Source organism: Mesorhizobium sp. M0923, assembly GCF_040319365.1.
Lineage (GTDB): Bacteria > Pseudomonadota > Alphaproteobacteria > Rhizobiales > Rhizobiaceae > Mesorhizobium.
The window spans coordinates 19,803-33,471 of sequence record NZ_JAMYNW010000031.1; the positions used below are offsets into that span (position 1 = coordinate 19,803).

General features: G+C 57.8%; 12 protein-coding genes. 4 read left to right on the forward strand and 8 right to left on the reverse strand.

Going from position 1 to position 13,669, the window contains the following annotated elements; genetic code table 11:
- Window positions 1–59: 59 nt before the first annotated feature.
- The 6 genes from NKH89_RS32475 to NKH89_RS32500 form a co-directional block, all read right to left on the reverse strand.
- On the reverse strand, window positions 60–3,065 hold the full coding sequence (locus NKH89_RS32475; RefSeq protein WP_352911380.1) for a TrlF family AAA-like ATPase: 3,006 nt from the start codon (window positions 3,063–3,065) through the stop codon (window positions 60–62).
- A 95-nt stretch (window positions 3,066–3,160) separates the two neighbouring features.
- Window positions 3,161–3,454: a hypothetical protein gene (locus tag NKH89_RS32480; protein ID WP_023722841.1), complete on the reverse strand. Its 294-nt coding sequence runs from the start codon at window positions 3,452–3,454 to the stop codon at window positions 3,161–3,163.
- Between the two features lie 170 nt (window positions 3,455–3,624).
- Window positions 3,625–5,733, reverse strand: coding sequence for an N-6 DNA methylase (locus NKH89_RS32485; protein WP_352516077.1), 2,109 nt, complete (start codon window positions 5,731–5,733; stop codon window positions 3,625–3,627).
- 82 nt (window positions 5,734–5,815) lie between these two features.
- The gene (locus tag NKH89_RS32490) at window positions 5,816–6,622 is read right to left on the reverse strand and encodes a hypothetical protein (protein ID WP_352516078.1); all 807 of its coding nucleotides are present in this window, start codon (window positions 6,620–6,622) and stop codon (window positions 5,816–5,818) included.
- Window positions 6,623–7,026: 404 nt separating this feature from the next.
- A complete protein-coding gene (locus NKH89_RS32495; RefSeq protein WP_051409787.1) occupies window positions 7,027–7,356 on the reverse strand; it encodes a hypothetical protein in 330 nt (109 codons plus the stop codon).
- Window positions 7,357–7,474: 118 nt separating this feature from the next.
- Complete coding sequence (locus tag NKH89_RS32500; RefSeq protein ID WP_023722837.1) at window positions 7,475–7,918, reverse strand: hypothetical protein; 444 nt, start codon at window positions 7,916–7,918, stop codon at window positions 7,475–7,477.
- 261 nt (window positions 7,919–8,179) lie between these two features.
- Between NKH89_RS32500 and NKH89_RS32505 the strand changes: the two genes are divergently transcribed.
- A complete protein-coding gene (locus NKH89_RS32505; RefSeq protein WP_023722835.1) occupies window positions 8,180–8,386 on the forward strand; it encodes a hypothetical protein in 207 nt (68 codons plus the stop codon).
- Here NKH89_RS32505 and NKH89_RS32510 read toward each other — a convergent pair.
- Window positions 8,383–10,167: a RecQ family ATP-dependent DNA helicase gene (locus NKH89_RS32510; RefSeq protein ID WP_023722834.1), complete on the reverse strand. Its 1,785-nt coding sequence runs from the start codon at window positions 10,165–10,167 to the stop codon at window positions 8,383–8,385. The two genes, NKH89_RS32505 and NKH89_RS32510, sit on opposite strands and share 4 nt — an antisense overlap.
- A gap of 21 nt (window positions 10,168–10,188) precedes the next feature.
- On the opposite strand from NKH89_RS32510, the gene NKH89_RS32515 reads away from it, so the two are divergent.
- Entirely contained in the window at window positions 10,189–10,494 is a 306-nt protein-coding gene (locus tag NKH89_RS32515) for a hypothetical protein (RefSeq protein ID WP_352468043.1), read from the forward strand.
- A gap of 349 nt (window positions 10,495–10,843) precedes the next feature.
- Here the strand turns inward: NKH89_RS32515 and NKH89_RS32520 are convergent, their stop codons facing one another.
- A complete protein-coding gene (locus NKH89_RS32520) occupies window positions 10,844–11,875 on the reverse strand; it encodes an RHE_PE00001 family protein (RefSeq protein WP_280940438.1) in 1,032 nt (343 codons plus the stop codon).
- On the opposite strand from NKH89_RS32520, the gene NKH89_RS32525 reads away from it, so the two are divergent.
- Both NKH89_RS32525 and NKH89_RS32530 read left to right on the forward strand, forming a co-directional pair.
- Window positions 11,783–11,980 carry a hypothetical protein gene (locus NKH89_RS32525; RefSeq protein ID WP_031195293.1) on the forward strand — a complete coding sequence of 66 codons (198 nt, stop codon included), beginning with the start codon at window positions 11,783–11,785 and terminating at the stop codon, window positions 11,978–11,980. The genes NKH89_RS32520 and NKH89_RS32525 overlap by 93 nt on opposite strands.
- A 35-nt stretch (window positions 11,981–12,015) precedes the next feature.
- Complete coding sequence (locus tag NKH89_RS32530) at window positions 12,016–13,668, forward strand: TnsB C-terminal domain-containing protein (RefSeq protein ID WP_023722830.1); 1,653 nt, start codon at window positions 12,016–12,018, stop codon at window positions 13,666–13,668.
- Window position 13,669 lies beyond the last annotated feature (1 nt).

Sequence of the window (13,669 nt, forward strand, 5' to 3'; positions counted from 1 at the left end):
TCCGCTTCGCCGGCAGTTCTCACAGGGCTAAACCCTGACGCAGGCCTGACGATGCACGGCTAGAAATTATACTTTAGGCGCCTCTTAACGAACGCCGGCTGAGACCCTTTCAATACATCGACAATACGCCGGTTAATATTAGGATTTTCAATTGCGCCACTCTCGTAGGAAAACTTGTAATTCTTGGTCTTGTCGAGTTTCACATAGACGATTTGCTCGGCATCCGCACCAACAGCTAGGTTCGGGTTGTGCGTCACGAGAACGACCTGACGACGTTTCTTGGCCGTTCGAATGCAATTGGAAAGCACCGAGAAGATGCTTTGATTGTCGAGATTGTCCTCGGGCTGATCGATGATAAGCGGGATGTCGTTCTTGTCGAGCTGCAAATAGAAGACAAGCAGAAGGAGTCCTTTCTCACCCGGCGACAGCTCCTCAAGATCCTTGCCGCTAAGACGCAACTTGTACGATGGTTCAATGTATTCGAGACTGAATAGGAAGTCGTAAAACTCCTTCTGGTCGCGCACCTGGTCGGTGAACTTCAAGTCCTCCGTCTGCATCGCGTCGAGAATTCGGTCGAGGCCCGCTGAAATCGCGGCGAAATCATTCCAGCTGACATCGCGGAGGAAGTCGGACAAGGTTTGGCCCGGCTCCTTGATTTGGCCATTGAACGGGCCTCGTTTGTTTTTGCTGACCTTGGACAGAAAGCTATCCTGAAAGTCCTTACTGAGAACGAACGACGCGTCGATCTCGACGCTGAAGCCCTCGATCGCAACCTCGGATAGCTTGGTGTCGACACTCTTCTTAAGGTCGGCATAGAATTTCAGGATCTTGTTCTTGCTCGCATAGATCGCTTCGACAAGCTTACGCCTCGCCTCCCGAGCCGCGACGATTTTCGCCGGCAAATCATTGTCCAGAGCGGTGATCTGGCTCTCGATATATCGAATGGTGTTCGGTTGCGGGTCGGTTTCATTGCCCGTGATCAGGATATTTCGGCTCTTCCAGGCGTCGAGGCGCTCCAGATACTGCTGATATGCGCGCCGCGGCGCGCTAAGCTTGTCCCGCGCGAGATTGACGGCATCGACCAAATGGTCGATGGCCTTCCGGATGTCCGGCAGGCTCTCAAGGGTCGAGAAGTCAAACCCGTGCTCAAACGTTAATTCATTGTTAGCTTCGAGCTTGCCGATCTGGTTGGTCAGGTCGGCAGCAAGGCTAAGCAAGGCCGCATTCTGGATGCGCAGCGAAACGATTTGATCGGCATCAAGCCCGAATTTACCAAGATCCGATCGGATCTGCTCGACCGCATCTGCGACCCGCTTGGTAAGACTTTCAAGTGACTCATTAACACCTTCGAGAACTTGCTTTTTTCTCTTTAGCTCAGCCAGATACTCGATGGCGGGTTGCTCCCGAGAGCGCAGAGCTGTAAGCTGGGCGCTGTATTGTTCGACGGTCGCTGAAAGGACTTTCTGTTCTGGGGTTTCAATATCATCCGGTGCGTCCATCACCTCCGGCTTGGCTAAAGCGTTCAATTCATTATACTTAGCATCAAGCTGCGCTTTCAGAGTCCGGCGAAACTGCGGATCAGCTTGTTCCTCCAAGGCGACCAGATTCACGTTCTGGGCACGAAGGCGCGTCTTTAGCGCACTGGTCTCGTCCTTGCTGCGCAAAGTTTTCAGATCCTGCAACTCCTTGAAGGAGGCTTGACCCATCTGTTCGGTCTCGTCCACGTGGGAGAAAACAACGTCTTCGATCTGCCGCCGGAATTTCTCGATCTGGATTTCGTTGGTGAGTTTTTCAAAATAGTTCTGCGGCAGGTAGCGGACCAACTCCGGCTTTGTACTTTCGACATGGTCACTCAGCCGCTTCGCGGTGAGGCTTCCACTCTGCCATTCAAGCTCGGCCTCGAAGTTCTCTGCGTAGCGTCTCTGCCGAAATTTCTTGTTTTCGGGGGAGTCTGACAGGAATGCGAAGTATTCCTCAAGGCGGCTTTCGCCGAGCAGACCGATGATGTCGACCAATGCGCTCTTGCCACTTCCCTTGTTTCCGATGATTGCCGTCAGTTCGGGATTGAGTGGAAGGTCTACGTTTTTAAACCACTGCCCCTGGGCGCCATCATAGCCTCTCACCTGCCCTATCTTGAGTCCTCTGAGAATCTTCGTCGGATGTTGGATCTTTCGCGTCTCGACGGGAGGTTCTTCTCCGATGAACACCCGAGCTTCGGGCTCGTAACAGATCTGTTGCAGGCCGCGAAACGTCGTGTCGGCTTTGATCCACGTGTATGGGTAGGAGGGGATGTTTCCCTGCAGCCGCTCTAAATCTTCAAATGAATGCGCGTCGCTGCCCCAGATCACGGGCTTGGGCTCCGACTGGCCGTCGTCATAGCGATCTTTTCGCAAGAAATGGTCGCGGCTCGCGCCATAACCTAGAAAGGCGTGGCATATCCGGTCAATGTTGTCCGCTACCCTCACTTTCCGAGGTGAAGACATGTCGGTGGACTTCATGCCATCGTTCTTAGCGGGAAACGCGAGGAGATAGGGCTGGCTATCACCGAATGCTTCGTTGAGCTTCTTGTTAAGATCCTCGAACGCCACCGAGGCGGACTCATAGTCCGCAGGCTTTGAAAGTTCAGCGCAGGATATGGAGGCGCCGGAACGATCCACACCTTTCGTTGTCAGCAGCTGCAGAAATTTCTCGATCTTTCTGCGGGGACAGAACTGCTCGTCGCTGTCGAAAATCACGTGAAGATGCGGGCTGTCACTCGCTGCGTTAATTGCGTCGGAGAGGCGAAATTCGATGTTAATGAAAAATGCCTTAGGGGAATCAGGATGCCTCTTGTGGAAAGCGTCAATTATCTCGAACGACCTGTCACAGCTGAAATAGTCAGTAATTCCGAAAACTTCGATGGGAGACGCTTCGAGTGCATCAATGTACTTTTCATCGATCTCTGGAGACGAATTCCCATATCCATTGGACATCTTGGTCCCCGGTGGGTGGAGATGTAAATCCCAACGGCGCCACACTGCCCCATTCTTGGAACCTGGTTTCATTCGTCCCCCGATCTCGCCCATTTGTTAGTGCCGTCTGCAACGATTATCAACTTGTCAATTGTTGTTGCCATTGAATGTATATCGCGCTCGGCCTCTGCTGGAGGCGAGAAGGTGGATCATTTGCTCGTCCGGTTTCCCCACAATGCTTCCAAGCCCTCGCGCACTTGGTTGCCGACCCTCTCGATAACGGCGCATTCGTAAAAGTCCACGTCGATATGAATCATGTGGTCGCCCACGAGCCGCGAGGTGATCGTGACTTTGGTTTTCCCTTTGAGCGGAAAGAATTTGTCAGGTTTCACTCGGAATCTCTTGCACTGGTATTCGACCAGTGACTTCACCTTCTCGTAGTCGATCTCGTAGTCGATCTCGGGGCGAGCTGACGCCCTGGCGTGTTCCAGCTTTTCGAGCACTGCGGGAGCCGATCCGAAGCGTTCCGTGAATTTTCGTTCCAAAAGAATTGGATTGAGTCCGTGTTCCGCCGCGATTTGGTAGCAGCCGCCAGCTCGCCACCACCTTCGACTTCGCCCCGCAAATCAGCGAGAGCATCTTCCACTGCATTGGTCATGCGGATTACCCTTGATTACGACAGCAGCTCGAACACGATCTCGTTGATCTCGCGGCCTTCGTCTGTGGAATCCAGGAGTTCCCGGATATGTCGTCGCGTGGCCGCGAAATGGAGATCACGGTCGATTGCAAAGCCTGCCACAATGCTTTCGGCCGCACTGCCCAACCTCGATAGCGTCCGATGAATTTCATTATTGGCATCGTATAGCGGGATAGGCACTTCCCAGACGTGCTTGTGGATATCGCGCTCGTCCTTGCCATACGACATGAACGGCCTGGCAAGCTCCGTGGTTACAGGCGCGTTCAACACCGCGCAAAGGTAATCTGCTTCCTGGACGGAATGAACCGCAGCCCAATAGAGCCCGTTGGCGACAATGGCTCTGCGGTTATCGATTTTAGCTGCGGCGACATGCATACCAGCACGGTTGTAGACCACCCGAAGCGGGGGGATCGGAAGCTGCTTGGAAAGGGTCGTTTGATAGTCGAGCCGATCGGCAAGTGTCATCCGATCGCTTGAGCGATTGCTGTCCCACAACTCGACGGCTCGAGACCACCATTGATGCAGGCCGGGGTGCATTTCGATCTGGCTTTGGTCGAGAAGTTCTCGCGCACTGCATGGGATCACCGAAAGAAGCGGATTGCCAACCCGGTAAGGAAACACGTTGTCGCCCGTAAAATACGGCCGCACGAATTCCGACTCAATCACGCCCTCTATCGCGGGCGAGTCCTTCCACGGCTTCTTTTCTTGAACGCTTCGCGACGATTTCACCGCAACGGTGCCCTGAACCCGTCCAAGTGGTGACACCTCTTGTTTCTCGACAACAAAAGCAACTCGCGGCGTGAAGGTCGCCCCTTGCGTAAACGCCGGAGCATATGGCGATTTCGTAATCTGCCCGACCCGGCGGACTTTGCCGTCAGCCCGCACGAGAGAAAGGCGGGCTTCTTCCCAGTGGCTGTTGGGTGTCCGCAAGCGGCCAGACCAGATTTCCGCTTCTTCAGGCATCGGTCGGCTGACTTCCGACCTCGTTCCGAATACCACACTCGCCGCCCTCGGGAAAAAGTGGGGTCGTATGCGCCGGAGATCCCATGAAGGGCCGAATGAAAGCGCAAGTCCTCCAGCTCCGTCGCCATAATGCCCGCGCCGGAAACCATCATAATGATCCCGGTCGATTGCCGCATTTGGCAGCACGAGACCGAATTTGCCGTCTTTGCGAAGATAGAGTTCGCTAGCCCTTACGACAAAGAGACCCGCCAAATCCTGATGGGTCGCGATTTCTGCGCCAGCCCAAAGACCACGGGCCTCGCTCATCTTACGAAAAGTCGCCTGCATGTTTGCTGGCATATGTCGGTAAGCAAGCCATGGCGGATTCCCGATCAGCACGTCCACGCGGTTGCCTGGACGCGACATCCAGAGCGGCCTCGCCAGGTTCCGCACATAGTAGCCCCAGATATGGTCTCGTCCTTCGTCGTGAAGGCGGCACATCGTTTTGAAGGTACCATTGATAACCGCGCGGTGCTGCTCCGGAATAGCCAACCGGTTGAACACAGGGTTCAGCGAAGGGATGGGATCACCCGCTTTCCTGCCTGCCGCCTTGTTGGCCATTTCGTTCACAAGAAGGTCAAACCTGGCCGCGTCTTCGAGCAGAGCATCGGGAAAGCGGAGTTCGGAATCGAACAACTCGCGCTCGTCGTCTGCACGGATGACAAGATTTCCTGCCGACCAAAGATCGACACCCTGTTCCTGAAACTGCAGGGAGTCACCAAGGTAGACAGGAATCTGGATTACGCCGCGATCCTCGTCGGTGAGCCTTTCGCGCCCGATCGCCAGAAGATAGGTGACGCGGGCAAGCGTGACGGCGACAGGATGCAAATCCATGCCAACCACGTGCTTGGTAATCCCATCGATCATTTCCCGAATGCCGATGCCAGCGGATTCCGCGGCCGCGACATATTTTCGGATCGCGTGAAACAGGAATGTTCCCGATCCGCAGGCGGCATCTAGCACTCGTGATTCCAATGGATCAGTGACCGTCTCGGCAACGATCACATGAGCCAGCCAGTCGGGGGTGTAGTATTCCCCCAGCCGCTTTCGGGTTTCAGCGCCAATGACGCTTTCGTAGAGCACCTTGAGAACGTCCTGCTCAACAGCGCTCCAGTCGAACCGCGCCAGTCTCTTGGCAAGCGTCCTGACGAATGTGTCGCCTTCCTCAACCTCTACAACCCAATCGAATTAAATCTGGTTCGACAACGCCGTAGATGCCGCTCTCATCGAATTTATCGCCAGCAAGGAGGGCAGCAGGCGAAATGGATTCGAGATGAAGCCCGAGAACGGCGTGCGCGATGATCTCCGCCGAATTTACCAGCAGCGTGTGCTCAATAAAGAGGTCATCGGTATCTTCGAACTGGGTCCCGAGTGCCGATGTCAAAAGGCGGGCCCAAAGCGTCCGCTTCATGATTACGCTCGGGTTTGTCTTGTTCCGTTCGTAGAGTGAGGACAGCGTTGCCCGATCGAGCGCATAGGAACTGCTGCCGGCACCAAGGCGCATTTCAATGTTCTGTGCGGTCGGCGCGATGCCGTGGGCAGTCGCCAAGACACCCTCAAGCCAGACGACGAGCCTCTCGACCTCGCCAGCGACGAGCGTTATCGCGGATACCAGATGGAGGCGGTCATCAACGAGGTTGTAGCAAATCCACTCGGTGCCGTCGGTCAGCACGCCGACATATCGAAGCCCCGTCTGTGTCATGCGGCGGGCAACATAGTCCGCCAGCTGTTCTTCCGCTTCGCGCTTCGCTTTCTCACGACGAAGATCTCGCTTCACCTCGATGACGGTGGAGCCGACCTCGACGTCAATCCGCTTGCCGTCACCCACCTGGGCTTCAAGATTTACGATGCGGACATCGTCATCCTCTAGTTCGAACGGTGCAGACAGAATAAACTGTCGCACGTCCGCCTGGATTTCCGATTCCGTCCGCTTGTCGTTCCGCCGCGCTATCCGCGAAAATAATTCGAGCAATACAGTATCCGCCCCGTCAAACCGATCACACCATTCACCGTTCGCACCTCTTGTGCAACCGGAAGGCTTTTTCGTTCACTGCTGCAGCGAGCTTATGCACTCGCCATAGAACGTCTGGGTGTCCTGACCGGGAGCGCTGACGCTTACGTTCGCAGGGAGCCTTAGGGAAAATGTGAATTCTTGAGCGCCGTAGGCTGCTGTCATCAAATTCGATCCTACACTCATAGGAACGGGCTTAGTCTGGCCAACTTGAAGCGAGTTGTCGTCGGCACCCATGCCACCGCGGAATGTCAGGATCATGGGAGGCATCTTCTCGAACTGGCAACTGACGACGGTGGGTTCGGCGGCTGTCGCCATGGTTGGCAGCAGTAAGAGCCAGGCGGACGCGAGGAAACGACGCGCCATTAGAATTTGAACTCTGGTCTTGATGCCGACGCGTTCGCTTCCATTTCGACGCAGCCCTTCAGGATTGAGTAGGAACTTCCACTGACATTGGCGACTTCGTCACAATAGCTGCGAGTCTGTGATGGAACGCCAGACCACACAGGCCTGAGATCGTCGTAAGCCTCTTGTTCCATTTTCATGCATCCGTTGTAGATCATCGCTGATCCGCCGCTCACATCGGAAACGTCCTTGCCGTACCCCGCCGGGTCATACCTTGGGATCTCCTGCGCGTGCGCGTACAACGTCGACACGATGAGAAACGACGCTATTAACACTGTTCTGATTGTCATCATGCCCCTCCACGACCGCGGCGACACTCGGACAAAGAGGAAGGGAATTCAAGCACCATTCATGGCGCTCAGCGGGTACATGCCTGATCTTCCAGGCCGACAATCGGCCCTTCTACCTCTAGAATGCCTTGGTTTTGCAGAAATTGGCGTTGAAGTAGCTTACAGCAGCAATAATCCGGGACGGTTCCCGCAGGATCGAACCGTGCATACTGTCGCTGTTGCACTTGATGTATCCACCCTCCCGAGCACCGCATCCGAAGCCGGGATCCTGCCGATACTCGTAAGGTACGCCGTCCTTCTGTGGCCAATAGACCGTGCTCGAGCTGAGAGGCGGATAGACAGTCTCTTGGGTTTGCCGATTGATCATGTCGATCTGCGTCTGGAGGGTTGGTGGTTCTTCCGACAATCGCTCGAGGTTGCGTGCCCTAAACATTTCAGTGACGGGTTCACTCCCGGTGTCGGAGATCCCGCTAAAGAGAAAGGCGGCAGTCTCTGCGGATTGTGCGAAAGCGGAACCGGCATCAAAACCAGATACATCGCTACTGTCCGAAGCATTCGCCATCCCCAAGCCCGACCCTTCGTCGACACAATCACATCTATCTGAGCCCCGGCAACAGAATTATGAAGCCGTACAGCTTTCCCGTTGCTTCACTCGAGAAGCCCCTTTTTCACCACGATTTGGTACGTGTCGGCCGTCAGCTTGCCAATCGGACAGCCGCTTTCCCGGTCATCCAAGGCGGCATGTCATCGTTTGCCATGCGGCTGACGGGCGATCCGTTCAGGTGAAGGCAACCGGTACGGACGCGGACCGGTCTTTCGGCATATGGACACGAGTACTGATCACCTGCTGCTTTTCGACATCGATTTCGACAGCCTCAAGGGTGAGGTCATCTTCAAGGGCCCCGAGAAGGTGGCCTTGGCAAAGATACCCGTGAGCTGGATCGGGCAGCGTCCGGTTGCCAAAGGCATCATCCGGGCGGCTGACAAATCTGTAGACGATCGAGATCGGCTAGGGCGCATAGATCGCTAGCTGAGAACCCCGGCAACGTATCCGCTCATGCCACGCCTCTTGATTTCGGCCCGGTCGCAATGATCACAGCAAGCTCGAAATCCCATTGTGGGCGAGCGGCTCCCGAATACCCAGTCGAGAATTCTGACTGACAGACTCGGACGTTCCCTGGATTTCGGGCCTTGGAAGTAGGTCGAGATCGCCTCTCTCATACAGCTCTGCGACCTCATCATCTCGTTCACCTGGTCGATCTGGCGGAAGCGTTGTTCAAGCCTGTGTTCGCGATCGACAATCAAGACATCAGTCGATGCGACTGTTTTCTCGGCCATGAATCGAAGACGCGAGACGTCGCGGTTTACACTTGAGCCATTGTGGAACATGACAGCCACAGAGGGCCTTCCGTCCCGGCCCGCGCGGCCGAATTCTTGCAGTTGATCCTCGACAGAGGCCGACTGCTGCCAGTGGATCACCAGGCGGACGTTCGGGACATCGAGACCCATCCCAAACGCGTTCGTGCAAATGATCTGGTCGACTGACGGTCTGCTCTGCCCGAGGAATCTTTTCACGAGTTCCTGACGATCCCAAGAGGTTCCCAGCTTCGAATGGTACAACGGGACATCAAGCCCGCCATCGCATAGTGCCTGCTGCAAGTGCTCGCCGACTGCTACCGACGGCACGAAGATCATCGCCTTCTGGCCGCGGAGCTGAGGCAATCTGAGCAGAGTAGCGATTTCCGTTGCCCTGTGTTCGGTCGCACACCTCCAACGGGCGAGCGCGATGTTGGGGCGGTCTACGTCCCGGACGAAAACTACGGCATCGTCAACACCAAGCGAAGCCAGGATGCGTTCCTGCATCTCCCTCCCTGCCGTCGCAGTAAATGCGAGCACGGGTGGCGATCCCAATTTCTCCCTGACCTCACGTAGGCGGCCGTATTCAGTTCGGAAATCGCGACCCCATTGGTCGACGCAATGGGCTTCGTCGACGACCAGGAATGTTGGCTTCGTTTGCTTGAGGCGCTGTCGCTCTTCCTCGCTGCGGACGAAAAACCGCTCGGGTGCGAGATACAGCAATTTGATCGCGGATTGGCCGAGCAACGAAAACCGCGTTTGCTTCTCTTCTGCATTCAGATCGCTATTGATGAAGGTGGCCGGAATCTTTTTGGCGAGTAGGTCCGATACCTGCTCCGCCATCAGGGTCTTCAGCGGACTGACAACCATGGTGAGACCGCAACGGAGAACCGCAGGAAGTTGGAAGCACAGCGTCTTGCCGGATCCGGTTGGGCTGACGACGAGAACGGATTTGCCTGACAGGGCAGCCAGAACGATCGGCAGTTGCCCTTGGCGGAACCGATCCAACCCGAAGAGACGGAGAGCCGGGCCGAAATTCGCGACCGCTTCCGAATACTGACCGTCAGTATCCAGCCATCTGGCCAGCCTGACCGCCCATCTTTCGATAACCCTGCGTGCTAGTCCGCCTGCAAGATTTGGATGATGAGATGCGTGGCACCCATCGCAGAGGGTGATGAGGTTCGAGAGTTCGTCACTTCCGCCCATTGACCGCGGCAGGAGATGGTGAACATCAGCCTCGGCGGATTTCACGGGTGTCGAGCAGGCCACGCAGCGGTAGTTGTCGCGTTTGAGAACCAGGAGGCGAGTGACCTGCCATGTGCCTGCGTTAGACGATTGGTCCATCATCCGGTCATGCCCATCCCCCGTGAAGGTACAGACCTGTAGCAGACGTGGGTTTACCAAAGACTGACCATTGATCAGCGCCACCGCTTTGGTAGAGAATAGGCTGGGCAACGGGGGTTCTTGAATTTTATGATGCGTTGGGCAGCCGTCTGCGCGATGATGGGGCTGGCAATCTTTTCAAGTTCAGCGATAGCCGCCGAAGTCGAACTTCTCGATCTCCCGGGCGACCTCGAAATTATCAGCATCAAGGGCGAGATCACCGATGGCGCCACCGATCGGTTCCACGAGCTGGTAGAGAAAAAGGAGCGGATATCCGTCGTTCTTCAAAGTCCGGGTGGCCTGATCAAGGAAGCCCTGCAGATCGGCGCAGAAATCCCGCTCCGAAATTCTCGACAACGGTTTTCGCCGACGGCGAATGCTACTCCGCCTGCGGCCTGATCTGAGTATCCGGTGCCAGGCGTTACATGTCGCCAGATTCAAAGATTGGCTTCCAGGCAGCTTTCCGCAGCCGTCGCCGCCCGCACGATGGCAGCGAACCATTCTTTCTCGTGTGTGAACGCCTGTAAGCGCTCATCCGACCCCCTCGATTCCGGCCCTGCTCAGCCTGGCCTGACCATGCGAAGAATCCTCTGATTTGGACGGAGGTGACTGCATGGATAGAGACGGCAAAATGGGCGTCCAATTGGACGCCTCAAGCGACGGCTATGCCGGTCGGCTGGAGGTGATCGAGGGCCCGACGGGCCGGCGGCGACGCACGGACGCCGAGAACGCGCTGCATTCCCGGTCATCAGACAACGGCCCAGGCCTGGAACCGCTTTCGGCCGGTGATTTCGCGCAGATTGAGCGCACCTACAAGATCCTGCGCACCCTGCCGGCTGACCTCCAGTTCCTTCTGGACCATGGCCGTCGACACCAGCGGCCGCGCCAGGACCAAGTCTATCAGCCGCGGCAGTTGCGAGTTCGTCCGCCGCGACCGCAAGCGCCGCTCCAGCTGGCACCGCGCCAGCACCAGCCGGTCATGTTCTTTCAGCCCGGCCGATGCCGCCGCGTGGATGGTCTCGAGGACAGCGAGCAGCCGCACACTTTTCTCACGGGCGCGCCGCCGGTCCCTTTGGATAGCGCGCAAGCCGACAGAGAGACTGGCGAGATGGTTGGCGGTCGTGCCGGTCTGACGCAGCAGGGCCGCGGCCAAAAGCGGCCCGAGCCATGGCGCGTGCTGCAAGACCTCGATCTCGGTCCAGGCGTCGATAAGCAACGCGACGCGCAGCACGGCGGGCAGGTCGATTGTTGCCTGCAGCACTGCCTGCCATTCAACCAGCCGTGCATCCTCATCCCAGTCGAGGTCGTAGACCAGCGCCGGCCGGTCGTTCGCGATCGGCCTTTTTGGACCGGCCTCGATGCCGGCGAGCACCTTTGTCGATCGGGCGAGCAAGGCGTCGATTTCGGCGAACTCGTGCGCCAACGCGTCCTGCTCGGCCGACGACCCCCCCTCATCGACGCCCTCTTCAGAAGGCCAGGCACCCTCGCCGTCGCGGCCTTTTTGCGCCGGCTCCGCAGCTGCGCCGCCGCGGCCAGTCAGCGCCAAAAGCCCGTCGCGGCCGAGCGCCCAGTTCGGCTTGTTCGCAAAAATGTGGCGGCGGGCGCGCAGCACCGCATGTGCCCGGGTGAGCTCATGGGTCGGGGTGCGGATGTCCATATGGGCGTCGTGCAGGACGAGATCCTCAAGGTGCACGAGCTCGCCCTCGATCCACAGCGCGGCGGCGGCATCTGCAAAGTTCTGGCGTTCGACAAAGCCGTCGCGGACGGGCGAGCGGGCCAGCCGCTCGTCGAGGCGGGTCAGTGCCGCGGTTGTGGCTTTTACTTGCGGATTTCAATCCTGCGAATGTCATATCCGCGTTGGCTTTGGGTGGTATTGCGCGACTGATTTCTCGCTAAGAATTTCAATCATGGGGTGCCGCCTTGCAGAAGCTGGTGCAAAAGGGGCCTTCGGCCGCGTCCCGAACTGCGACCGACGACCACTGGTCGCAGGCGCGGCGGATAGCGAGCGAACTCGACAAGGTCCTCGATGGTTCCGCGCCGCGCCGATCGGCGATTGCTCGCGTAGCGGCTGAGCTGCAGTTGTCGACCCGTCAGATCTACAATCTCCTGGCGCGCTATCGTGACGACCGAACAGTAACGGTGCTCTTGCCGAAAACGGGCAACACACGCCGGAAGCGGTTGCCGTCGAAGATCGAGGAAATCATTGCTGCGACATTGCGCGAGCAGTGGCTTGTTCTGGAAGCGCCGCCGCTTGCCCCTGTCGTCGCCGAAATCCGCGCGCGTTGCGAGGAGGCCGGCCTTCGACCGCCGTCCTACATTGCCGCCGCGCGCCGCATCCCGGCTTTGTTCACGCCGGAAGAGATTGCCAAGGGGCGGTCAGCCAACCCGAAGCACCTTCGTCGCCTCAAGCCGCGGCCGGGCTATATCCATGCCCCGCGCCCGCTCGACGTCTGTCAGATCGATCACACGCCGACCGACATCAACTTCGTCGAGGTGGTCGACGGTGCCGGCATTTTCGTCGGCCGCGCCTACCTGACCATCCTCACCGACGTGTTCTCGCGCTGCATTCTGGGTTTCTGCCTGTCCCTGGAAAAGCCGTCTTCCCTCTCCGTCGCACTCTGTCTTGCGCACGCAATGTGCCCGAAGGAGCAGTGGATGGCCGCACGCGGCCTTGACCATGACTGGCCAATGCTCGGCCGACCACGCCGACTCGTCACGGACTCGGCCAAGGAGTTCAAGGGGCGGGCGTTTCAGCGCGGCTGCGAGGAATACGGCATCGGCATCCGATATCGTGACCGCGGCCGCGTCCATCAGGGTGGTGTGGTCGAGCGTCTGCTGGGCAAGCTCAATGCCGTGCTTGCTACGCACCCGGGATCGACCGGACGATCGGTGGCCGACCGTGACGAATATCCGTCCGAGAAACGTGCTTGCCTGAGCTTTGCCGATCTCGAGCGTTGCGTCGCGCTTGCTGTCGTCGATCACAATCTCCAGGAGAACGCCAAGACGCTAAAAGTGCCGCTTACCGAGTGGCAGGCACACGCGGTGGATAATCCGCGCTTCAATTACGACGCGCATGACGTCCTGCTGACGTTTCTGCCGGGTGCCGAACGGCGCCTGACGCCGCAAGGCATCAGCATGTTTGCCCTGTTCTATTACGCGCCATGGCTCGGTTCGTTCGTTCCCGAACGCGACCGGTTGGGCAAGCTGGAGATTCGTTACGATCCGCGCGACATCAGTCATGTCTATGTCCGCGACCCCGCAGGTGTCGCCTTTCGCTCGGTCCGGCGCCGTGACGGGATTTTGACGCCGGTCACCCTGTGGGAGCACGAAAGCGACCGCGCCAACCGCCGGATGGCGAATGCCCGGTCGAATGTCGAGAAGGTCCAGCTCCGCCGTGAGATTGCGTCCGTTGCCGGAACCGCCAAGCACAAGAAGACGGAATTGCGCAACGCCGTTCGCGCTGGCCATGCGGCGGGAGCTTCCAAGCCTTATGAGGCAATGGCGCCGGTGCCGCCGGCCCCGGTGGAGCACCCGGTGCGTCAAAAGCGGCGGCTGCCGATCGAAGAATGGTAGC